The organism is Mesorhizobium sp. M0904 (assembly GCF_040319475.1).
Classification (GTDB): domain Bacteria; phylum Pseudomonadota; class Alphaproteobacteria; order Rhizobiales; family Rhizobiaceae; genus Mesorhizobium.
Window position 1 is genome coordinate 250,073 of the sequence record NZ_JAMYOC010000002.1, and the last position, 21,863, is coordinate 271,935.

18 protein-coding genes and 1 pseudogene are annotated in these 21,863 nt (G+C 60.7%); 9 read left to right on the forward strand and 10 right to left on the reverse strand.

Going from position 1 to position 21,863, the window contains the following annotated elements:
- Positions 1-4: 4 nt before the first annotated feature.
- The 6 genes from NKH80_RS03695 to NKH80_RS03720 form a co-directional block, all read right to left on the reverse strand.
- Positions 5-982 (reverse strand): branched-chain amino acid ABC transporter permease, encoded by a 978-nt coding sequence (locus NKH80_RS03695; RefSeq protein ID WP_352507222.1) that lies wholly within the window; start codon positions 980-982, stop codon positions 5-7.
- A 1-nt stretch (position 983) separates the two neighbouring features.
- A complete protein-coding gene (locus tag NKH80_RS03700) occupies positions 984-1,871 on the reverse strand; it encodes a branched-chain amino acid ABC transporter permease (RefSeq protein ID WP_352507223.1) in 888 nt (295 codons plus the stop codon).
- A gap of 7 nt (positions 1,872-1,878) precedes the next feature.
- Positions 1,879-2,589 carry an ABC transporter ATP-binding protein gene (locus NKH80_RS03705; protein ID WP_352507224.1) on the reverse strand — a complete coding sequence of 237 codons (711 nt, stop codon included), beginning with the start codon at positions 2,587-2,589 and terminating at the stop codon, positions 1,879-1,881.
- Positions 2,582-3,355, reverse strand: a complete 774-nt coding sequence (locus NKH80_RS03710; RefSeq protein ID WP_352989708.1) for an ABC transporter ATP-binding protein — start codon at positions 3,353-3,355, stop codon at positions 2,582-2,584. Before NKH80_RS03710 ends, NKH80_RS03705 begins: the two co-directional genes overlap by 8 nt.
- Positions 3,356-3,366: 11 nt before the next feature.
- Positions 3,367-4,575 (reverse strand): ABC transporter substrate-binding protein, encoded by a 1,209-nt coding sequence (locus NKH80_RS03715; protein ID WP_352989711.1) that lies wholly within the window; start codon positions 4,573-4,575, stop codon positions 3,367-3,369.
- 311 nt (positions 4,576-4,886) lie between these two features.
- Positions 4,887-5,192 carry an oligopeptide/dipeptide ABC transporter ATP-binding protein gene (locus NKH80_RS03720; protein ID WP_352989713.1) on the reverse strand — a complete coding sequence of 102 codons (306 nt, stop codon included), beginning with the start codon at positions 5,190-5,192 and terminating at the stop codon, positions 4,887-4,889.
- Between NKH80_RS03720 and NKH80_RS03725 the strand changes: the two are divergent.
- The 7 genes and pseudogenes from NKH80_RS03725 to NKH80_RS03755 all read left to right on the forward strand — a co-directional run.
- A pseudogene (locus NKH80_RS03725) lies at positions 5,118-5,430 on the forward strand (proline iminopeptidase-family hydrolase); the annotation flags it as partial. The gene NKH80_RS03720 and the pseudogene NKH80_RS03725 sit on opposite strands and share 75 nt — an antisense overlap.
- A 261-nt stretch (positions 5,431-5,691) precedes the next feature.
- On the forward strand, positions 5,692-5,940 hold the full coding sequence (locus NKH80_RS03730; RefSeq protein ID WP_254819531.1) for a hypothetical protein: 249 nt from the start codon (positions 5,692-5,694) through the stop codon (positions 5,938-5,940).
- 260 nt (positions 5,941-6,200) lie between these two features.
- Positions 6,201-8,939 carry an AMP-binding protein gene (locus NKH80_RS03735; protein ID WP_502900902.1) on the forward strand — a complete coding sequence of 913 codons (2,739 nt, stop codon included), beginning with the start codon at positions 6,201-6,203 and terminating at the stop codon, positions 8,937-8,939.
- Positions 8,936-9,919, forward strand: a complete 984-nt coding sequence (gene nadE / locus NKH80_RS03740; protein ID WP_352989855.1) for an NAD(+) synthase — start codon at positions 8,936-8,938, stop codon at positions 9,917-9,919. The genes NKH80_RS03735 and nadE overlap by 4 nt, the downstream gene beginning before the upstream one ends.
- Before the next feature lie 3 nt (positions 9,920-9,922).
- Positions 9,923-11,944 carry an asparagine synthase (glutamine-hydrolyzing) gene (gene asnB, locus NKH80_RS03745; RefSeq protein ID WP_352507230.1) on the forward strand — a complete coding sequence of 674 codons (2,022 nt, stop codon included), beginning with the start codon at positions 9,923-9,925 and terminating at the stop codon, positions 11,942-11,944.
- The gene (locus tag NKH80_RS03750) at positions 11,941-13,497 is read left to right on the forward strand and encodes a class I adenylate-forming enzyme family protein (RefSeq protein WP_352651107.1); all 1,557 of its coding nucleotides are present in this window, start codon (positions 11,941-11,943) and stop codon (positions 13,495-13,497) included. Before asnB ends, NKH80_RS03750 begins: the two co-directional genes overlap by 4 nt.
- Before the next feature lie 56 nt (positions 13,498-13,553).
- A complete protein-coding gene (locus tag NKH80_RS03755) occupies positions 13,554-13,820 on the forward strand; it encodes an acyl carrier protein (RefSeq protein WP_254819389.1) in 267 nt (88 codons plus the stop codon).
- Positions 13,821-13,905: 85 nt separating this feature from the next.
- Here NKH80_RS03755 and NKH80_RS03760 read toward each other — a convergent pair whose 3' ends face one another.
- The gene (locus NKH80_RS03760; protein ID WP_352802995.1) at positions 13,906-14,598 is read right to left on the reverse strand and encodes a N5-glutamine methyltransferase family protein; all 693 of its coding nucleotides are present in this window, start codon (positions 14,596-14,598) and stop codon (positions 13,906-13,908) included.
- A gap of 406 nt (positions 14,599-15,004) precedes the next feature.
- Between NKH80_RS03760 and NKH80_RS03765 the strand changes: the two genes are divergently transcribed.
- Complete coding sequence (locus NKH80_RS03765; protein WP_352989719.1) at positions 15,005-16,756, forward strand: type I secretion system permease/ATPase; 1,752 nt, start codon at positions 15,005-15,007, stop codon at positions 16,754-16,756.
- Positions 16,757-16,998: 242 nt separating this feature from the next.
- Positions 16,999-18,297 carry an HlyD family type I secretion periplasmic adaptor subunit gene (locus NKH80_RS03770; RefSeq protein WP_352507233.1) on the forward strand — a complete coding sequence of 433 codons (1,299 nt, stop codon included), beginning with the start codon at positions 16,999-17,001 and terminating at the stop codon, positions 18,295-18,297.
- 37 nt (positions 18,298-18,334) lie between these two features.
- On the opposite strand, the gene NKH80_RS03775 is transcribed toward NKH80_RS03770, so the two are convergent.
- The 3 genes from NKH80_RS03775 to NKH80_RS03785 are packed head-to-tail and all read right to left on the reverse strand — an operon-like array spanning position 18,335 to position 21,859.
- Positions 18,335-19,597, reverse strand: coding sequence for a polysaccharide biosynthesis/export family protein (locus tag NKH80_RS03775; protein WP_352507234.1), 1,263 nt, complete (start codon positions 19,595-19,597; stop codon positions 18,335-18,337).
- Positions 19,584-20,858: a hypothetical protein gene (locus NKH80_RS03780; RefSeq protein ID WP_352507235.1), complete on the reverse strand. Its 1,275-nt coding sequence runs from the start codon at positions 20,856-20,858 to the stop codon at positions 19,584-19,586. The genes NKH80_RS03775 and NKH80_RS03780 overlap by 14 nt, the downstream gene beginning before the upstream one ends.
- The gene (locus NKH80_RS03785; RefSeq protein ID WP_352480477.1) at positions 20,855-21,859 is read right to left on the reverse strand and encodes an SDR family NAD(P)-dependent oxidoreductase; all 1,005 of its coding nucleotides are present in this window, start codon (positions 21,857-21,859) and stop codon (positions 20,855-20,857) included. Before NKH80_RS03785 ends, NKH80_RS03780 begins: the two co-directional genes overlap by 4 nt.
- Positions 21,860-21,863: the final 4 nt, after the last annotated feature.

A 21,863-nucleotide genomic window follows, 5' to 3' on the forward strand; every position in this document is an offset into this window, starting at 1 on the left:
CCGTTCAGTCTTTCCCGTTACCCTTTGGCCCGAGAAACCGCGCATAGACCTCACCGACAATACCGCGCCGGAAAACCAGCACGCAGACCATGAAGGTCAGGCCGGTGGCGATGGTCACCGGAAAACTCGAGGTGGCGAGCGTGTTTTCCAGGCCGACGACCAGACTGGCCCCGATGATCGGCCCGACCATGGTGCCGATGCCGCCGAGGAGCGTCATCAGGATCACCTCGCCCGACATCTGCCAGGTGACGTCGGTGAGCGTGGCAAACTGAAAAACGATCGCCTTGAGCGCGCCGGCCAGCCCGGCCAATGTCGCCGACATGACGAAAGCCGCCAGCTTGTAGTTGGCGACGGAATAGCCCAGCGAAATGGCCCGGCTCTCGTTTTCCCGGATGGAACGCAGGATCATGCCGAAAGGCGAGTTGATGATGCGCCAGATGGCGAACACGCCGATGAGGAAGACTGCCAGCACGAAATAATAGATGTTGATCGAGACGTTCAGGTCGAGCATTCCAAGCAGCCTACCACGCGGCACGCCCTGGATGCCGTCCTCACCTCCGGTGAACGGTGCCTGCACGCAGAAGAAGAAGAACATCTGCGACAGCGCCAGCGTGATCATGGCGAAATAGATGCCTTGCCGGCGGATGGCAAAGAAGCCCATCACAAGGCCGAGCAGCGCGGCACCCAGGACGCCGAGCAGGATGCCGGCTTCCGGCGGCCAGCCCAAGACCTTGACCGCGTATGCGGTGAAATAGGCCGCCCCGCCGAAGAACGTCGCATGGCCGAAGGACAACAGGCCGGTGTAGCCGAGCAGAAGGTTGAACGCGCAGGCAAACAGCGCAAAGCACAGCATCTTCATCAGGAAGATCGGATAGACGAAGAAAGGCGCCACCAGCAGCGCCAGGATGCCGAGCCCGACCAGCGCCCATTCAAGCCGTGCGGAATTCTTGGCACGCGTCTCGCGAAGGGTCAGTTCGGCCATCTCAGGCATCCCTTCCGAACAGGCCGGCTGGCCGGACCAGAAGCACGATCGCCATGATGACGAAGACCACCAGATTGGAGGCTTCGGGATAGAAAACCTTGGTCAAGCCTTCGGCGAGGCCAAGCATGTAACCGGTGACGATCGCCCCGAGGATCGATCCCATGCCGCCGACCACGACAACGGCGAAAACGACGATGATGAGGTCAGATCCCATCAGCGGGCTCACCTGATAGATCGGCGCGGCGAGAACCCCCGCAAGCCCGGCAAGAGCGGCGCCGAGGCCGTAGGTAAGGGTCAGCAGCAACGGCACGTTGACGCCGAAAGCCTGCACCAGGCCGGGGTTCTCCGTTGCCGCGCGCAGATAGGAGCCCAGCCTGGTCTTCTCGATCAGCGCCCAAGTGCCGAAACAGACGATCATCGAGGCTACCACCACCCAGCCGCGATAATTGGGCAGGAACATGAAGCCGAGATTGGTGCCGCCGGACAGCAGCGGCGGCACGGAATAAGGACTTCCCGATACGCCATAGTAGTAACGGAATACCCCTTCGAGCACGAGCGCGAGGCCAAAGGTGAAAAGCAGCCCGTAGAGCGGGTCGATGTCGTAAAGCCTCGACAGCGCCAGGCGCTCGACCACGATGCCGAAGCCGCCGACGATCAGCGGCGACAGGATCAAAGCCGGCCAGTAGCCGATACCGAACCGGGTGAGAAGCAGGTAGCCGATGAAGGCGCCGAGCATATAGAGCGCGCCGTGAGCGAAATTGATGACGCGCAACAGGCCGAATATGACAGCAAGGCCCAGGCTCAGCATTGCGTAGAACGAGCCGTTGATGAGGCCGACCAGCAATTGGCCGAGGAATGCCTGAACGGGTATTCCGAAGATCATCGTCATGGCGCCATCATACACCCAGCACTTCATGCAGCAGCGTCATGCGATCCGGCAGTTCGCCGACCGGAAAGGCCGCCACGACCTTGCCGTGCTCCATCAGGTAGAAACGGTCGGTGACGCGGCTGGCAAAGCGGAAATTCTGCTCGACCAGCAGGATCGTCATACCGCGCTTTTTCATCGTCGCCAGCAGATCGCCGATGCGCTGCACGATGACCGGAGCCAGGCCCTCGGTCGGCTCATCGAGAAGCAGCATTTTCACGCCGGTTCTGAGCATGCGCGCAATCGCCAGCATCTGCTGCTCGCCGCCCGAGAGCCTGGTGCCGGGGCTGTTACGGCGCTCCTTCAGATTGGGGAAAAGATCGAATATTTCCTCCACGCTCATGCCGCCTTCGGCGACGATCGGGGGCAGCACCAGATTCTCGTCCACGGTCAGCGTCGCGAAGATGCCGCGTTCCTCCGGCACCAGGCCGATGCCTTGCTGCGCAGTCCGGTGCAATGGCAGGCGCATCAGATCCTTGCCGTCGAAAAAAATCTGGCCGGTCCGCTGGCGGATTAGCCCGATGATGGCGCGCAATGTCGTGGTCTTGCCGACGCCGTTGCGGCCCAGCAACGTCACAGTTTCACCTGGAAAGACCTCCAGATCGACGCCGTGCAGCGCATGGCTCTCGCCATACCAGGCGTTGAGGTCGCGGACTGCAAGAAGCGGCGCGGCGTCAGTCATCGGCGGTGCCCATATAGGCGACCCTCACCCGCTCGTCGCGGCTGACCGTGGGGTAGTCGCCGGCGGCAAGGATTTCGCCGCGCTGCATGACGGTTATCCAGTCGCAAAGATCGGCCACCACTGTCAGATTGTGCTCGACCATCAGCACGGCGCGATCCCTGGCAACCGAGCGGATGATGTCGGAAACCGTACGCACGTCCTCATGCCCCATGCCGGCCATCGGCTCGTCGAGCAGCAGCACTTTCGGCTCGAGCGCCAGCGTCGTGGCGATCTCGAGCACACGTTTCCTGCCATAGGAGAGATCGGCGGCGGGCCTGTTCTTGGCATCGTCGAGACCGACAGACCGCAAAAGCTCCTCGGCGCGCGGCGTCAATCTATCGAGCGCCGATAGCGAGCGCCAGAACTGAACGCTGAGCCCGCCCGGTCGCTGCAATGCAACGCGCACATTGTCGAGCACGCTGAGATGCGGAAACACTGCCGATATCTGGAACGAGCGCACCAGCCCCATCCGCGCGACCTTGGCCGGCGAGGTGCGGGTGATGTCGTGGCCGAGCAGTTCGATCCTGCCGCTGGTCGGCGGCAGGAACTTGGTGAGCAGGTTGAACACGGTGGTCTTGCCGGCGCCGTTGGGTCCGATCAGCGCGTGGATATTGCCGTGGTAGAGGTCGAGATCGACATTCCTGACCGCAACAAAGCCGGCGAAGTCGCGCCGCAAACCGCGGGCGGAAAGCACCACCCGCGGCTCACTCGGTTCGGGCGGTTCCATCGGTCCGCCAATCACTCGCCAGCCGTGGGACAGCCGCTCTCCTTGGGGCTCAGGAACGCCTCGTTGCCGGGGATCGTGGCGAGGGGTTTGTAATAGTCCCACTCCTTGGTGCTCTCACTCGGCGACTTGACCTGATAAAGATACATGTCGTGAACCATGTTGCCGTCGGACTGCACTTTGCCGTTCGCCGTAAAGACGTCGTTCACCGGCATCGAATGCAATTCCTTGGCGACCGCCTCAGTTCCATCGGTGCCGGCTTTGTCGATCGCCTTCAAATACTGTGTCACCGCTGAATAGGTGGCGGCCTGGATCATATTCGGCATGCGGTTGGTGCGCTTGAAGAACCGCTGGGCGAACTCGCGGCTCTTGTCGTCGCGATCCCAGTAGAAGCCTTCGGTCAGCACCACGCCTTGCGCCGCCTCGAGACCGAGCCCATGCACCTCGGCCAGCGTGAAGAGAAGCGCTGCAAGGCGCTGACCGCCCTGCACGATACCGAATTCGGCCGCTTGCTTGATCGAGTTGGAGGTGTCGAGGCCGGCATTCGCCAGGCCGATGACCTTGGCGCCCGACGATTGCGCCTGCAGCAGGAAGGATGAATAGTCGGTCGAGCCGAGCGGGTAACGCACCTCGCCAACCACCTTGCCGCCATGGCTTTCGACGAACTTTGCGGTCTGCTCCTTCAGCGAATAGCCGAATGCATAGTCGACTGTGACGAAGAACCAGCTGTCGCCGCCTTGCTGGACGAGAGCGCCACCGGTCCCCACTGCCTGCGAATGCGTGTCGTAGGCCCAGTGGAAGCCATAGGGCGAGCACTGTTTACCGGTTAGCTCGGTGGTCGCGGCGCCGGTAACGATATCAATTTTCTTCTTTTCCTTGGAAATCCCTTGGACGGCGAGCGCCACCGAGGAGGTGGTGAGTTCCATGATGGAATCGACCTGTTCGGTGTCATACCACTGCCGGGCAATGTTGGAGGCGATGTCCGGCTTGTTCTGGTGGTCGGCGCTGACGATCTCGACCGGCGCCCCTTGCACCTTGCCGCCGAAATCCTCGACCGCCATTTTGGCGGCCTCGACCGACCACTTGCCGCCGAAATCGGCATAGACGCCCGACTGGTCGTTGAGAATGCCGATCTTGACCTTGCCGTCGGAAATCTCGGCGGCTGCGGCAGGCATCGCAGTCGCTGCAAGAAGCGCGGCCGAGACCAGGTACGATAGCTTCATTGGTGACTTCCTCCCTTATGGTCGACAACCGAGCAACATGTCGGCGGCTGCCTGCTGCGGCACGAAGAGTGGCCTCCCATATTCCATCCTCTCCAGCGCAAAATCACGCAGCGCTGTACGGCCACCGTCCTTCAAATCGTAGCATCGCTCTGCAACGCGAGAACAGTTACTTTAGTATTAGGCATCCGCGATGCCCGGCCGCCGAAGCGCAACATAGCGCCGGATCGTGCGGCGTCCAGATCGGCCCCTATTCTCGCCGAAGCAACGATTGCGGCTGACGGTCCGGATATCGTTGAACGAGAATCCCCTAATCAACCGTCGGCTGGATGATGGCACGCGACCAGGCGGCCCTCGCCAATGCTTTGGAGAAGCGGGCGCTCGCTGCGGCAGATCGGGGTGGCAGCTGGGCAACGGGCGTGGAACCGGCACCCCGAGGGTGGGTTCATCGGGCTGGGCAGGTCACGCTTGAGCACCAGCCGGCCGCGCCGCGCCCGGTCGATGCCGGGTATCGGCACGGCGGAACGCAGCGCCGCGGTGTAATGGTCGCCCGGACATTTGCGGCAATCGAGGAAGATCCGACCGTCTATCACACCATGAATGTTCCCAATGAGTTCCACGTCATCGGCACGATGCGGGGACTGGACCATCGTCGACCGCCTGCATCGGATCGAGGCGCCGACCCTGGTTTTCCGCGGCTTCTACGACGAAGCGACCGAGGCGTGCGTCCAGCCCTTTCTGGATCTTATCCCGCGCGTCGAAGGCCTGGTCTTCCCGAATTCCAGCCACATGCCGCATGCCGAGGAAAAGCACGACTGCCTCGCCGCCGTCGGGCGCTTCCTGGCCAAATACGATTGACGTTGCAGCACCAGGCCTTCTGCTCCAACGGATCGTCGACACGGCGCAGTGGTCATGAAGGCCGGCATGGCCGGAATCAGCCTGCCTTAACCTGTACTGGCTTCCCGTCGCTGAAAAATCTGACGGATACGGAGTGGGAGGGACCCCCGGCGCCGGTGGGTATGGAAACTATCGCCTCCAAGTTTCGCAAAACACGTTGCAACCGGATTGATTAGCCGTCGTTAAAGTGCGGGTGGTCTAGCGGGGCATGGGGAGGCTTTCATGCAGACGTATCTCGTCGAGCGTATGGACGGCGACGATGTTATATCGGTGCGCGTTGTCAATGCGCCGAGTCCGTTCAGAGCCGCAGCTATGATGACGGGCGGGCGTATTACCTTCCGAACGTGGGAAAAGGATTGGATTCGCGTGACCGACGAAAATCGGGGACAAATCTATGCATATTGTTTCGCCCCCGGCAGCTATTCCGACACCGAAGCATCGCCTGTATCGCCCGGGAGAAACACAGAATAGGCAATATGCCTGAGTAGCCGCAATTCCGTCTTCAACCCACCTTTGTCTTCGATCCCGCCTTGGCATGTGTCCAACAGGCGTTGCCAACTTGGCACAAACGCCAGTGCTCGCCGTGTCATGCGCACCACGGCGGCCAGCGAGCTCGGCATGATTGGCTCGGCCCGCGGCTTGCGAAACAGGCGAAGGGCATCATCAGAATGATCGATGAAAAGATCGGGGCGGGGGGCGATAAGTGATCCTAATCTTAGCGTAGGCAACTCATGTCTTCGGCATATTTGGGATCAGAAGTCGCGGATCAGGATCTAGCGGTGGATTGTCAGACAACGACCTCCGATAATTGGTCAAGTGTCCCACAATACGCACTGGATCAGGGTGGTCCCGTACTGCGCCCATTTCAAAGATTGGGTGCCGATTTCACCAACATTGCGGCCTTCGAGCACCTGAGAAATATCGTCCGTCAGTACCCCGACAAGCTTGCGATCAGCGACGGCGCCAATCGTCTGACCTATTCCCAGCTTCTCCGGTCAGTCGAGACGCTGTCCTACCAGATCGCGGCGGCCGTCCCAGATGGACAGGCGATAGGGATTCTTCAGGCCAACTCAGCCTGGTATCCCATCGCCATGCTGGCAAGCATGGCGGCTGGGCGCCCTTCGGTGCCGCTCAACGCACGAGATCCTGGTTCGCGGATTCTTGAAATCGTGGCCGGGGCGCGACTCTCAGCTATTCTGGGCGAGGGCAATATCCGACCCGACGGTTTGCCTCACCGGGTCAGTTGGATCGATGTGTCGACCAGTGCGGCCTCGCAGGGTGGGCAAGTGCCTCAGTCTTATTCCGCCTCGGTCGATGCGCCCGCCATCGTGCTTTATACGTCAGGAAGCACGGGCCGGCCCAAAGGCATCGTTAACAGCCAGCGCAGCTTGCTGTGCCGGGTCCAGCAATATGTCGATGCATGCCACATCAACTCGGATGATGTTTTCCTGCCATTGACCGGACCCGCCACAATCGCCGGGTGCCGGGAAATTCTTGCGGCTCTTCTCACCGGCGCCACCTTGCATCTGGTCGAAGTCGAAGCGGTCGGCTTGCGCGCCGTGCAACGTCTGGTGCGATCCGCGGGCGTGACAATCACCTATCTGGTGCCGGCACTGCTTCGCGCGCTTATGGCAGACGGACCTGCGGAAGCGTTTCATTCACTCAGAGTCGCCCGGATCGGTGGCGAGAAGGTGCCGTGGAGCGACATCGCCCTGCTGCGCAAGACCGTCTCCGATACGTGCCTCATCCAGATCGGTTACTCGTCAACCGAGACCACGGGCTCGCAATGGTTCCTGCCGCGAGACTGGCCGGAGCATGGAGATTCGGTTCCAGTTGGCTGGCTACTGCCTGGCATCACCTTTGCAATTGTCGACAAAGCGGGCCGCCGCGTTCAACCCGGGCACCGCGGAGAGCTTCTGATCAGGAGCCCCTATGTCTTGCTTGGCCATTGGGAGGACGGGGCGGTTGTGCAGGCAACATCAGACCCGGACGATCCAAGCCTTCGGATTTTTGCGACGGGTGACCTCGTTCGACTTGATGACCAAGGCCTACTGCACATCGTCGGTCGCAAGGGGCGCCAGGTAAAGATCAATGGTCGACGCGTCGAGCCAGCCGAACTCGAACGGGTGCTGCGTTGCGCACCCTCTGTTGCGGATGCTGTGGCAATCGTGGCTGCGGCGAATGAGCTTGTCGCCTTTGTTGTTCCTCGGCGCTCGGCCGAAGCGGCCTTTTCAGACGAGCTTCGCCAGCTTGTCAGGTCCAATCTGCCGCCGCCGCTGCGTCCCCTGCGGTTGCACACGATCGCCGAGATGCCGCGTCTGCCGAGCGGCAAAGTCGACATCACGACACTTGCAGACATGGATCTTTCAGCCAGAGAGACGGCAGCGATCGAGCGTCCGCTCGAGCCGCGAGGCAAGCTGACGGCGCAGCAGGTCGTCCAGCGGGCATGGACCAGCATTCTTAATACGCGGGTGGCGGCAGGGCGCTGGGACGACGCCGGAGGAGATTCACTGAAGCTGCTGCACTGCGTCATGGAAATCGAAAGCGCTATCGGGCAGGAACTCGGTCTTGAGGCCTTCACCGTCGGGATGAGCCTGGACGAAATGGTCAAGGCGGTCGTGTCTGCACAGGCAGGCGACCAAAGCGCGCGCGCCGAGAAGCACGATCCTCCCATTCTTTTTCTGTTCCCGGGGTCGGTCGGCTATGGCCCGAGCCTTGCTGCCTTTGCAGCAGCGATGGGCAAGGTCACCCGCGTTGCCCCGATCAGGTATCCCGCCCTGGCTCTGATACTGCGCGGGCAAAACAGCCTCGCCGACATGGCCGATGCCGCCGTCGAGCAGATCCGCCGCACTCAACCTTCGGGTAACATACGACTTCTTGGCCATTCGCTCGGCGGGGCTGTTGCTTTCGAAGTTGCGGCGCGGCTGCTGGCCGCGGGGCGAACTGTAAAGTTCCTCGGCATACTCGACACCAGCCTCGTCGGCGAGCGAAGCGCCTACTTGGAGACGTTTACGCGCACATTCAATCGAATCCGGACCAACCGCGTATCCGCTTCCCGGATGGCTTGCCGCGCCCTCGCGAAAGTCGCCGTGAAAATGCGGCGAGAGGCGCAACTGGTCCGGTTTCTCGATCGCTACGCTCAGGGACAATTCAATGCGACGAGCTTTAGAACCAAACTGGAACTGCAGGAGGTTTTGCGGGCACGGGCCTTCTTCCAATGGCTGACAGAGCCGAAGCCGGCGCTGCCGATCACCGGCACCCTGTTTCGCTGTGCTCGACCGGGAATGACTCTGGCCATCGGCTGGGATCGCGTTTTCGCCCATCTGGACGTGATTCCGATCGTCGGCACCCATATCGACTTGGTCATAGAGCCTCACCTCGCCACCAACCGTCCCCTTATCGAGAAAGCGGTGGCGCAAACCTATTCGCCAACCGAGTCTCGCAAACTGGAGTACAAGCCATCGACCTGATCTCAACATTCGGCAAGGACGCCCTGGTGCTCGACGCTGGCGCGGAAGTCGATCGCATCGTCCAGATCTTGCGCCAGCAGGTCTTTGGCACGCTGCGACGTCGAGGGGTGGTTGTCGGCCTCTCAGGCGGCATCGACAGCTCAGTCGTCGCGGCGTTGTGTGTTCGCGCCTTCGGAAAAGACAAGGTCCTCGGGATATTCATGCCGGAGCGCCATTCCTCCGGCGACTCGCTAAGGCTCGGCCGCACCGTCGCCGCGCAGCTTGGTATCGATACGGTCCTGGAGGATATAACGCCGGCCCTCGAAGCGATCGGCGCCTACAGACGGCAGACCGAAGCAATCAAGACTGTCGTTCCCGAATATGGGGACGGCTGGAAATGCAAGCTGGTGCTCGCCTCGGTTCTCGAGAGCAACGGTCTCAACATCACGCGCCTCACGGTTCAGGACCCTGAGGGCAGGACCGACACGGTGCGTCTGCCGTCGGCAGCCTATCTGCAGATCGTCGCGGCAACCAATTACAAGCAGCGCCTGCGGAAGATGACCGAATACTACCATGCCGACCGCCTCAACTACGCGGTAGCGGGCACGCCGAACCGCCTGGAGTACGACCAGGGCTTCTTCGTCAAGCAAGGCGACGGAATTGCCGACCTGATGCCAATCGTCCACCTCTACAAGACCCAGGTCTATCAATTGGCGGAATATCTTGGGGTGGAGGAAGAGGTCCGGCGAAGACCGCCCACCACGGACACCTTCTCGATGCCGCAGAGTCAGGAGGAGTTCTACTTCGCGCTGCCTTATTATTTGATGGATCTATGCCTCTACGGCTTGAACCACGGGATAGCCAGCGAAGAGATCGCTGAGGCAACCGGCCTCACCGAGGCGCAGGTCCAGAAGGTTTTCAAGGATATCGACAGCAAGCGGCGCGCCGCACGTTATCTTCACGCGCGGCCGTTGGTGTCCTCTTCAATGGGCGAGGGCTAGGCGATGTGCGGCATCGCCGGAATTGTGTCGCTGAGCGCCGCAGCGGCGTCCCCTTCCCGGGATGCGCTGATACGTATGGCGGGCGCGCTGGCGCATCGCGGCCCGGACGAGCGCGGCCTTTACCGGGACAGACGTGCAGGATTGGCGCATGCCCGCCTGTCCGTCATCGATCTCGCAAGCGGCCAGCAGCCACTCGCCGGCGCGGACGACACAATGTGGATCGTCTTCAACGGCGAAATCTTCAATTACGTCGAGCTGCGACAAGACCTGGCCGCGCTCGGTTATCGCTTCCGCACACGCAGCGACACCGAGGTCATCGTCCATGCCTATCATGCCTGGGGCGAGGCCGCCTTCGAGCGAATGAATGGGCAGTGGGCAGTCGCCATCTGGGACTCCGTGGCTGGTCGTCTCGTCTTGTCGCGGGATCGGTTCGGCATCTGCCCGCTGCACTTTTGCGAGCATGGCGGACGGCTTTACTTCGCCAGCGAGGTGAAGGCCATTTTCGCGGCCGATGCGGACATACCCCGCGCGTTCGATCCAGCCGGCATCGATCAGACTTTTACTCTTTGGACTGTCGCGCCGCCACAAGGCGTGTTTGGAGGAGTAAGCGAACTCACGCCTGGGCATGTCCGCATTTATGACCGCGGCGTCGTTCGCGAGCGGGCTTTTTGGAAGCCTGCCTATCCAGAGGTTGACGGGCCTGGCGATGATGAATTCAGCGGCTCGCTTGATGACGCGGTGGAGGAAGTGCGCAGCGCCTTGGAGACCGCGACGGCGCTCAGGATAGTACGCGCCGACGTGCCGGTTGGCTGCTATTTGTCCGGCGGGCTCGACAGCTCACTGGTCGCCACGCTGGGGAGACGCTTCGCGGGCGAGCGCTTCCAGACTTTCTCGCTGCGTTTTGCCGACGCCGAATATGATGAGACGCATTTCCAGCGCCTGGTTGCCGGCGTGGCCGGCAGCGACCATCATGAGGTGGTTGTTTCGCGCAGCGATATCGCTGGCATCTTCCCTGAGGTTATCTACCATGCCGAGCGGCCAATCCTAAGAACCGCGCCGGCGCCGCTGTTCCTGCTCTCGAGACTGGTGCGCCAGCATGGCATCAAGGTCGTGCTGACCGGCGAAGGGGCCGACGAAATGTTCGCCGGCTACGATTTGTTCCGCGAAGGCAAGGTCCGCCGCTTCTGGGGACGCCAGCCCGCCTCGAAGCGACGCTCCCGTTTGCTGGAGCGCCTCTATCCCTATCTCAGCCGCTCGCCGGTACAGCAGCAAGCTATGGCACGCCAGTTCTTCGGGCGCGACATCCACGCCTGTGGTGCGCCTGGTTTTGCGCATGGCACGCGCTGGCGTACCACAAGCGCCATCAAGCGGCTGTTTTCGCCAGACATGCGCGCCCAAACGGAGCGCCATAACGCCGTGTCCGAGCTGCTTGCCCGCCTGCCGTCGGAGTTTTCGCGATGGGGCTCTCTTGCGCAGGACCAGTATATCGAGATCCAGACGCTGATGTCGGGCTACCTGCTGTCCTCACAAGGGGACAGGATGCTCATGGCTCATTCCGTCGAGGGGCGCTTCCCGTTCCTCGACCATGAACTCGTGAGGCTCGCGAATTCGCTTCCGGCCGCCTACAAGCTGCGCGTGCTCGACGAAAAGCATGTGCTGAAACGTGTAGCGCAACCGATCGTGCCGTCGGAAATCGTCACCCGCAAGAAACAGCCTTACCGGGCCCCCAACGCGCTTTGCTTCGTCGCAGATGGCGCTCCGGTCTACATTCGCGAAGCACTTTCGGAGGCGGCGCTGCGCGAAGCGAACGTCTTCGATCCCAAATCGGTTACCCGGCTCCTGAGCAAGTGCCAAGCCAGCGCCGGCGGCGGCGACCTGTCCAACTCCGACAATATGGCGCTGGTCGGAGTGCTGTCGACGCAGCTTCTCCATCGGCAATTTATCGCGAGCCGTCCAAGTGGGGCTCGCACGCTCAAGCTCAGCATCGATATCGACCGCGAGCATCGTGAAGAGGTGCTCGCATGATGCATGGCGCCGTACCCCTCCTGCACGACTATCTCACCAACTCTGCCAGCCGGCTCGGCGCCAAGGTGGCCCTGGTGTGCGGCAATCAACGTGTCACCTATGGCGATCTCGACATGCGCTCGAACGCCATAGCGCACCATTTGACCGAGGCTGGAATTGCGCGTGGCGATCGAGTGGTGATCTTCGCCGACAACACTGTCGAGGCCGTCGTCGCTTTCTGGGCGGTGCTCAAGGCCAACGCCGTGGTGTGCATCGTCAATCCGCTCACCAAAAGCGACAAGCTCGATTATTTGCTCAACGATTGCCGCCCGACGGCACTGATCACCGACAAACACCTGCACTCGATTTTCAGGGATCCGGCGCGGAATTGCCCATCGTTGCGCCGCATGATCGTCTCCGGGCCGATCGAACGCAACGACCTGCAAGAACTTCCGCATGCTGTGCGCTGGGATACTGCGGTCGCGGCAGCCCGCAGCACGCCGCCCGCGCGCCGCTGCATCGACATCGATCTCGCTGCGATCATTTATACGTCCGGCTCGACGGGCGAGCCCAAGGGCGTGATGCTGACGCATCGAAACATGATCGCCGCATGCGCCTCGATTTCCTCGTACCTGGCGCTTGCCGAAGACGAGGTGATCCTCAATGTCCTGCCGCTCGCCTTCGACTACGGTCTTTACCAGATGATCATGGCGTTCGGCGCGGGCGCCCGGCTGGTGCTTGAGCGCTCGTTCGCCTTCCCGGCGCAGATCCTTGGGCTGATCAAGCAAGAAAGGGTGACGGGCTTTCCCGGCGTACCGACCATCTTTGCCGCACTCGGGGAGCTCAAGTCTCTGAGGGATCAGGATTTTTCGAGCATTCGCTATGTCACCAACACTGCGGCCGCCCTGCCGCTCAAGCACATTCTCCTGCTGCAGGAGCTGTTTTCTGGCGCCCGTATCTATTCGATGTACGGCCTTACCGAATGCAAGCGCTGCACCTACCTGCCGCCGGACGATCTGGAGCGAAAGCCGTTGAGCGTCGGCATCGCCATCCCCAACACGGAAATGTGGATTGTCGACGAGCATGACAGGCGGGTCGGACCCGGCGTCGTTGGTCAGCTCGTCATCCGCGGAGCGACGGTGATGAAGGGCTATTGGGGCAAGCCGGAGGCGACAGCCAGAAAGCTCAAACCCGGACCGCTGCCGGGTGAGCAGGTCCTGTACACCGGCGACTACTGCCGGATGGACGCCGAGGGCTATCTCTACTTTGTCGGTCGCGGCGACGAGATCATAAAATCGCGCGGAGAGAAGATAGCGCCGAAGGAGGTGGAAAACGCGTTGATGAACATTGCCGGCGTACGGGAAGCCGCGGTCATCGGCGTTCCGGACGAGCTGCTCGGGCAAGCAGTGAAGGCGTTTGTCGTGATGGAGCAGGGAAGCATGCTCGGCGAAAAGCAGTTGCAGAAAGAGTGCCAGAGACGGCTGGAAAACTTCATGGTTCCGAAGTCCATCGTCATCGTACCCAGTCTGCCGATGACCGACACGGGCAAACTCAAAAAAACGGCCCTGTCATGAGTCGGCACCAAAGCGAAGTTGATCAGCATTCATCTTTTGTACCGGAGGCGAAATCAATGTTATCTACCAAGGATAGAACCGATACCTTCAGTGAACAAATTCGCGCTTTCCTGGCCTCGAATTTCTATATAGCCGATCCGGACAGTCTGGAGAGCGACACCTCGCTTCTCGACCAGGGCATCGTGGACTCGACGGGGGTGCTCGAGGTTATCGGCTTCATCGAGGAGACCTTCGGCATCACGGTCGAAGACAGCGAGCTGCTGCCCGAGAACCTCGATTCCATCCAGGGAATTGCGCGATACGTTATGCGCAAGAGAAACTGATTGCCGAAAGCCCGCAGCTCTGTTTCAAATCCCCGGCTGTTTTAAGCCGCGACAGCGCGTCTGAAGCCTGCCGCGACTGTGGCGCTTATGCCTGCGCCTTTGTATGTGCCACAACCACCCGGCCCTCGCCGGCTGGATTGGTGACTGACCGGATACTCTCATAGACCTTGGAACGCTCGAGCAAACTCATGACCTGCCGGTCCTGGCCAAGGCCGACCTCGAAAAGCAGGATGCCTCCGCGCCGCAAATAACGCGGCGCCTCCTTGAGCACCCGCATGTGGATGCTCAGGCCGTAGGGGCCGGCTGCGAATGCTTCACGCGGCTCGAGTTCGACCAGATGCGAACGGTCGCCCTCGAGCCGTTTTTCCGAAATGTAGGGCGGGTTGCAAACGACCACATCGATCGTGCCGTCAAGCTCCAGGCCGGAGAAGGCGCTGAACAAGTCGCCCTGAAGCACCGTTACCCGCTCCTCCAAATCAAGATGGATGACGTTGCGGCGCGCGACCTGCACGCATCCGTCGGTAAGATCGCTTGCCCACACGCGCGCGGTGGGGGCGTGGTGCGCGATGGCGCACGCCAGATTGCCCGCCCCACAGCACATGTCGACAACGCGAGGTACCGGCAAGTTCAGTTGGCTCAGAACATCGAGAGCGGCGTTGCCGAGCAGTTCCGTTTCCGGTCGAGGAACAAGCGCACCGGGCGAGACGAGCAGCTGCAGTCCCATGAAGGTGCTGCGGCCCCTGCCATAGGCATCGGCGACATTGATCTCTTCGCTCACGACACTCGCCTCCCGTTTTATCCGGCGTTGGTGGCCGACAATGGCGCACCGATAAAGTGTATCTTAAAACCGCTTAACTCTCGATCGACAAAATCAAAACCCAATCCCGCCTCAGACGCTTTGAAGCCCTGATGCTACAAAGATGACCATAAGCTTCTGCGCCGTGTCATGATTAGGAATATCTCCTTACTCGAGCCGGTTATCCCCAGGCTGGCGAGCCAGTTGCCGAATTCTCAGCCTGGCGTCACGATTTTGCTACATTTTAATCAAAGAAGGCACATATGTAAGCAATTCGTAATGTTCCAGCAGCGGGGCGGAGCTGCTGCTTCCCGGAAGGTTAAAGTTTGTCCCTCATCGAAAGAATCGACGAGATTGCGCGGCAATTTCGCGTCAACGAGCGCGCATCATGAAGTCGACCAAAGAGCGCTCGCTCGATCTACGCTCCGCAATGTTTGGCTGTGTGCACGGCCTCGTCGGCGTAGGCGTTTTCTCCGCATTGATAAATATCCTCGCCTTGACCGGCTCCGTCTACATGCTCCAGGTCTACGACCGCGTGCTGCCTTCGCAGAGCGTGCCGACTCTTATCGGATTTACCGTCGGGATGCTGGGACTTTACGCGGCCTATGGGCTCCTCGATTTCGTGAGGCTTCGCCTGTTGGTCCGCATCGGCAGCCGCCTGCATAAAAATCTGCAGCAAAAGGCGTTTGCAGCCTCGCTTTCCCTGCCCCTCGTCGCCGGGCCGGACGCGAACCGGGTACACCCGCTTCGTGATCTGGACCAGCTACGTGGCTTTCTTTCCGGGCTGGGGCCGACGGTCTTATTCGATGCTCCCTGGATACCATTTTATATGGTGGTCATCTATCTGCTGCACCCCGCCCTTGGCGTGCTGGCAACGCTCGGTGCATGCGCCGTTGTTTTTTTGACGGTGGTTGCCGAGATCATCGGCCGCAAACCTGCGGCTCGTGCATCTGAAACGCTCGTCGCGCAGCGGCTGCTGGCCGATTCCGGCCGCCGCAATGCAGAGGTCGTTCAGGCGATGGGCCTGTCTGCTCCGCTTAGCCGGCGCTGGAACGAGGTCAGTCATCTTTATCTGAAGAACCAGGAACGGCTTTCAGACGTCGTCGGCGCAGCAAGCTCACTGTCGAAGACACTGCGAATGGCCTTGCAATCATGTGTGCTGGGGCTTGGTGCCTACCTTGTGATCGGGGGCGAGGCCTCGCCCGGCGTGATCATTGCATCGTCCATTTTGCTGGGCCGCTCACTAGCGCCGGTCGATGTGGCCATCGCAAACTGGAGAGGGTTTCTGGCAACCCGCAAGAGCTATTCCGAGCTGGCGGCAGCGCTGGATGCCTTTGTTAGCCAGCAAGAGACAATGGAACTGCCGCGCCCAAAGGCGGAGCTTGCGGTCGAAGATTTGACTGTCGCGCCACCAAGCCTGCAGAAGCCAACCATCTTCAATGTAAGCTTCCGCTTGGCAAGAGGCGCAGGGTTGGCGGTCGTCGGCCCGAGCGGCTCCGGCAAGACCACGCTCGTGCGCGCTTTGGTCGGGGCGTGGAAGCCGCTTCGTGGCACGGTAAGATTGGACGGCGCCTCGCTCGATCAGTGGAACTCAGAACTGCTCGGCATTCATATTGGCTACCTGCCACAGGACGTTGAGCTGTTCGACGGGACGATCGCCGATAACATTTCGAGGTTCGGCGGCAAAAGCGACGCAAAAGGCGTGCTGGCAGCTGCCAAGGCTGCGGGCGTGGACAAGATAATCATGCGTCTTCCGCAGGGTTTTCAAACACGCATCGGAGAAGGCGGCGCGGCCCTTTCGGCTGGGCAGAGGCAGCTCGTCGGGCTTGCCAGGGCACTTTACGGCGATCCCTTCCTCGTCGTTCTTGACGAACCAAATTCCAATCTGGACGCAGACGGCGATGCTGCTTTGGCCGGCGCAATCCTGGCTGTGCGTCAGCGCGGCGGTATCGTGATCGTCGTTGCGCATCGCCCCTCCGCTCTCGTCAACATCGATCAGGTACTCGTCCTGTCGAACGGGATGCTCCATTCGTTCGGCTCGCGCGAAGACGTTCTGGCAAATGTGGTCCGGCCCTTCCCGCGTCCGGACAAGCCAAACATTGTCGTTCCGCTGCAGCACGGTGCAAGCGGGCATGCGTGAGGTATTGCTTAGTGTCTAACGTGACCATGTCGTCATATGCTGCGGTTGGCGGCGAAGGCCAGCCGACCGGGGCGAAGCCGGAGTCGGATGGCATTCGAGCCAATCTACCCTGGGGTAATCTGGTCCGGAGCCTGGCAACAAATTGTCGTTCCGCCGCGCAAAGGTGCGGCCGAGCATATGCGAGGTATCGCTCCACTGTTACCGTGTCGTCATACGTCGCCGCCGGCGGTGAGAGCCGTTCGTTGGAGACGAAGCCAGATCCGGATGGCATCCGGGCCAATCTGCTCCTGGGCCTGGCAACCAGCTTGCTGTTGGTCTTTGGCGGAGGGCTCTGGTTGGGATTGACCAAGATTGCCGGCGCGGTGATTGCGCCTGCGACTGTGGTGGTCGAAAGCAACATAAAAAAAGTGCAGCATCAAACCGGCGGCACCATCGGCGGAATCTTCGCGCAGGACGGCGATCATGTGAAGGCCGGCGACGTGTTGGTCAGGCTGGACAACACCTTGACCCGAGCAAACCTGCAGATAATCACCGAGGACCTCAATCGCGCCACCATTCGTCTGGCCCGACTGGAGGCCGAGCGCCAGGGTCTGCCGGAAATGCAGATCCCGCCCGACCTTCGCGCTCAAATGGGTGATCCGCAAGTGGCGGCACTTGTCAGTGGCGAGCGTGCCTTGTTTGAAAGCCGTGCTGCGGCGCTGGCTGGCCAGAAAGCCCAATTGCAAAGCCGCTCGAAGCAGCTGGAACGTCAGATCGATGGCCTCAAATCGCAGCAGTCTGCGACGGACGAGTCTCTGGATCTGCTGACCAAGAACCTTGCAGATGTCGAATCTCTCTATGCAAAGAAGTTGGTGTCCAAGGAGAGGTTGAGCAATGTCAGCCTGGAGAAGACCCGGACTCGCGGCGAATCGGGACGCCTTGTCGCGGCGATAGCGGAGGTACAGGCTCACATCAGTGAAACGGACCTGCAGGTGCTTCAGCTCGACGAACAAATGCGGAGCGACGTGACCAACGAACTTCGCGAAACGGAAGCCAAGCAGACCGAACTCAGTGAGCGCAAGGTGGTGGCCGAAGACGAACTCGGCAGGACAGACATTCGTGCCCCGCAGTCGGGCACGGTACAAGAATCCTCGGTCCACACCGTCGGAGGCGTAATTGGCGCCGGAGAGGTGCTCATGATGATTGTGCCCGATTCCGACAACCTTGTCGTCGACGCTTCCATTCCTCCGTCGCGTATCGATGAGATTCATCCCGGACAGCAGGTATCGATCCGCTTTCCGGCGTTCGACGCCGGCACCACACCTGCTTGCGAAGGCTCGGTCAAGCGCGTCTCAGCGGATCTGATCAAGGATCAGCAACGCCAGCTTTCCTATTTTTCGGCTCGCATCGACGTCGAGAATGAAGCGACCTGCCTGACTGGAGAGAAAATACTCAAACCCGGCATGCCCGCCGAAGTCCACATAAGAACCGACGAGCGCAGTGTCTGGTCCTACTTGATGAAGCCTCTTACCGACCAGTTCTCCAGGGCCTTCAGGCAGTAAGGAGGCTGCCACACTCTCAACCGGCAGCCCGGCCGATTCATCGGGTCGCCGCGTTTTCGAGAGCGCTGCTGAACCTGACCTCGATCGTGTCTCCCGGCATGACCTCGGTGTCTTCTTGGACAAGCTGTTTCCGCCATTCTTCGCCGAGCTTGCGAATGATCGTTACCTCGGCCTGGATCCTTTCGCCGGCAACCGGCAACGGCAGGGCGGCCGCTCCCGTGGGCTGCAACTTCTGGCTGGCGGCGCGAAGTCTTGCGCTGACGTCGGCAAGGCGCACGTTGGTATCCTTCAGCTCGGTCAACAGACCGATCCTTCTTTGGTTGTCATTGCGTTCGCGCTGTCTGGCAAAATCGTCCTGCTGACGTCGTGCTCTCATAAGTTCAACCGAGGTTTCGAGTGCCCGGCTGGAAGAGAGCACCAAAGCGCGCCGGACGTCGGCGAGCCGGGTATTGGTTAGATTTCCCGACTCAAACGCTTTCCTTACGCGCGCCAGTTCGTCTTCGTCCGCCTTCACCCCATCCGCTTCGGCCCGCTCGCGCTCGAGCAAGGTCTCGGTTTGCGCTGCAGCATCCTTGCCACTTTTGTCGAGAAAGCTCTGCTCTTTCTGGAAATTGTCCAACGAGAGCTTCAGCCCTTCTGCTTCGGCCTGCGCGATCGCCGACGCAAAACCTGCCGACAACGGCGACCCTTGTGGTGGCTGCATGTCGAAAGTCGACTTACCCTGAAGTTCGGCGCGCAGACGGGCGCTGTGAAAATAGTCTCTCGTGTATTCCCCCCAAAGCGACTCATAATCGCGCCGCAGATCCACCGGATCGGGGCCAACCTGGTTTGCCCGGGACCGCAAAAGGCTGAAGCCACCTGACACCGCAATCGCCTGCCGCACGGTCATCAGCGGGCGATAGGCCTGCTGTCCGGGAGTGAGCACGTCGCCAGTCACATAGATCGGCCTGTACTCTGCAACCACGGCGGTCACGTCTGTCGGCTTGATGACGATCATTTGCTCCCGCCCGTCAGGCAGCCGCTGGTGGAATATCTTGGTTGGCAAGATCGTCTGCATGCGTGTCTGCAGTTCGGCCGGAGTCAGGCCGCCAACCGAAACCATCCCGACTTCGGGAAGCGCGATCGTGCCGTCCATCTGGACCACCGCACGTTGCGTTCGCTCAGAGATGGAGGCAATTCCTATCTCGACGGTATCGCCGGCGGAAAGTCGATAAGCAACCCGTGCTTCCGCCGCAGCGGCCGTTTCCATCGCGGCTAGCATGCCGAGCACGACAAGAAGGATTCGATTAACGAGGACCATTGGCGGCAATCTCCTTCTGGTTCGACCGCGACTCTTCCGGCCAATCGAGACGGGTGATGAATTCGTAGACTGGCCCGCCAGGCACGCCCCAGTTGCTCGACCAGATCACCTGTGAGCCGTCGGGGGACGGCGAGGCATGGGTTTCGCTCCAATAGTCGGACGGGACGTTGTGGGTTTGCGTGACTCGTCGAACCTCACCGCTGCCGTCGAGGCGCAGCGCGATCACCTCTCGCGCATATGGCGCCCAGTCGCGATTGGCAGATATCTCATCGGGATTGCCGCCATAGCTCACGAACACCCAGCCGCTCCTGTCCAGTGCCCGCGCGGACGCATGCTCCGCTTCGCCAAATTTCATAAGCGAGGTGACCTTCCCGTCAATCAGTCTCCTTTTGATGACGTGATATTTGTCAGGGTCGGATTTGCTGATGCCCACGAAAACTTCGCTACCGTCATCATCGACCGTCATATCGCCATGGCCGGGCCGATGATGGTCCGTCCACCTCTGCCGCAACGTCCCGTCGACGGAGAAAATAGCTCGCTGTTCTGTGTCTTCGTTCACGTTCTGAAAGCACAGGATGTTCGCTCCCAGCGGGGAGATCGAGCAGGCGCTGACCGTTCCGGCAAGCTGGGCAAGATCGATGTCAGGAAATTTCCGGCGCTGCTTGAGATCATAGGCAAAGGCAACCATCGCACCATCCCCACGGATCGCGCGCACTGCTATGCGGTCGCCGTCGCGGCTAGGATTGCCTTTGGACGGACCGAACTGAAGATCATGGTAATTCGGCGACACGAACAGCACGTCTTCGCGATTGGTCCGTGGCGCCCAGGTCGAAATTTTCCGGTCCTGAACGCAAATCATCAGATCGGGATTTTGCGGATGCCATTCGCATTCAGCCGATCGAGCGCGACGGAAAAGCGGGACATAGGTGTGCCCGTCGAAAAAGCACATGCCATTGCAGCCGTTGGTGATGACGAGGAGGCTCTGGTCTGAATTCCATGCCTGGGAGCTGGAATAACGGTGGCTGCAAAATTTCTTCTCGCATACGACGCCATTGCCAAGAGCGCCAGGCTTGGTGATGCGCATGAAAACTGTCCCGAAGGCTGGATCCGTCGCGGGTTGGAGATAATCGGGCAGATCCATCATCACTGGCGCGACAAACTGTGTCGGCGCGCTGTCTTGCCGGCCGCTGGCCGTGGACAAATCCAACGACAAGGCAGCCGCAATCAACAGCGGAGCCAACCCACGCGGGCGAAAGGTCATGTCATGTAGCCCATTTCGTGTCGCACCCGGCCTTCGCTGAGGCGCCCTTGCCACCATCCGATGGTCCGCTCCAAGCCTTCGCGCAGGCTGGTCTGGGCGCGCCATCCAGTCTTGCTTTCGAGGAGCGAAGAATCGGCCAGCAAGGCACGCACCTCGGAATTCTGCGGCCGCAGCCGGCGCTCGTCGCGGTGAATTGGTTTCTTGCAGCCACTCAACTCGATCACCAGATCCAATATGTCCGAGATCGTCACAGCGCGCTGGCTTCCGGCGTTGTAGGCATGGCCAAATTCGAGCTCGGCCGAACCTGCGGTCAAAAACGCCGCCGCGGTGTCTTCCACGAAAGTAAGGTCGCGGATCGGGCTTGTGTCTCCCACCATGATCGCAGGGCATTTTTTATCGAGAGCCTGACGTATGATGGTCGGTACGATGGCCCGCTCACTTTGGCGTGGGCCGTACGTATTGAAGGGCCGCATGATAACCACGGGAATGTCGAACGATCTGGCGTAGGACTCCGCCATCATGTCCGCACCGATCTTGGATGCCGAATACGGTGACTGTCCCTGCAATGGGTGGGACTCGCTGATAGGCATTGTCAGCGCGGTGCCATAAACCTCGCTTGTCGAGGTGTGCACCACACGCTCTGTCTCCCATTGGCGCGCCGCTTCGAGGACGTTGACCGTGCCCAGGATGTTGGTTTCCACATAGGACTGGGCGGCGGCATACGAATACGGGATAGCGATCAGTGCGGCGAGATGAAACACGACCGCCTGGCCGCGCACGATCCGATTAACGAACGCGCTGTCGCGAACATCGCCGCGGATGAGGTTCAACTGGCTTCGTATAGTGTCCGGTAAATCGTCCAGCCAGCCGTGGCTGTCGAAGGAATTGTAGAGAGCCACCGCGGTGACGTCGGCACCGCTGCGGACGAGCGCCTCGGTGAGATGCGAACCGATGAACCCATCGGCACCCGTAACCAGAACTTTCCTGCCCTTGTATGCCATGACC

What these genes read in the sequence shown, in the direction of transcription:
- NKH80_RS03695 (WP_352507222.1), bottom strand. Translation starts at nt 982, where the DNA reads ATGGCCGAACTGACCCTTCGCGAGACGCGTGCCAAGAATTCCGCACGG.
- asnB (WP_352507230.1), top strand. Translation starts at nt 9,923, where the DNA reads ATGTGCGGCATCGCCGGAATTGTGTCGCTGAGCGCCGCAGCGGCGTCC.
- NKH80_RS03755 (WP_254819389.1), top strand. Translation starts at nt 13,554, where the DNA reads ATGTTATCTACCAAGGATAGAACCGATACCTTCAGTGAACAAATTCGC.
- NKH80_RS03775 (WP_352507234.1), bottom strand. Translation starts at nt 19,597, where the DNA reads ATGGTCCTCGTTAATCGAATCCTTCTTGTCGTGCTCGGCATGCTAGCC.
- NKH80_RS03730 (WP_254819531.1), top strand. Translation starts at nt 5,692, where the DNA reads ATGCAGACGTATCTCGTCGAGCGTATGGACGGCGACGATGTTATATCG.
- NKH80_RS03705 (WP_352507224.1), bottom strand. Translation starts at nt 2,589, where the DNA reads ATGACTGACGCCGCGCCGCTTCTTGCAGTCCGCGACCTCAACGCCTGG.
- NKH80_RS03735 (WP_502900902.1), top strand. Translation starts at nt 6,201, where the DNA reads ATGTCTTCGGCATATTTGGGATCAGAAGTCGCGGATCAGGATCTAGCG.
- NKH80_RS03750 (WP_352651107.1), top strand. Translation starts at nt 11,941, where the DNA reads ATGATGCATGGCGCCGTACCCCTCCTGCACGACTATCTCACCAACTCT.
- NKH80_RS03715 (WP_352989711.1), bottom strand. Translation starts at nt 4,575, where the DNA reads ATGAAGCTATCGTACCTGGTCTCGGCCGCGCTTCTTGCAGCGACTGCG.
- NKH80_RS03785 (WP_352480477.1), bottom strand. Translation starts at nt 21,859, where the DNA reads ATGGCATACAAGGGCAGGAAAGTTCTGGTTACGGGTGCCGATGGGTTC.
- NKH80_RS03700 (WP_352507223.1), bottom strand. Translation starts at nt 1,871, where the DNA reads ATGACGATGATCTTCGGAATACCCGTTCAGGCATTCCTCGGCCAATTG.
- NKH80_RS03710 (WP_352989708.1), bottom strand. Translation starts at nt 3,355, where the DNA reads ATGGAACCGCCCGAACCGAGTGAGCCGCGGGTGGTGCTTTCCGCCCGC.
- NKH80_RS03780 (WP_352507235.1), bottom strand. Translation starts at nt 20,858, where the DNA reads ATGACCTTTCGCCCGCGTGGGTTGGCTCCGCTGTTGATTGCGGCTGCC.
- NKH80_RS03765 (WP_352989719.1), top strand. Translation starts at nt 15,005, where the DNA reads ATGAAGTCGACCAAAGAGCGCTCGCTCGATCTACGCTCCGCAATGTTT.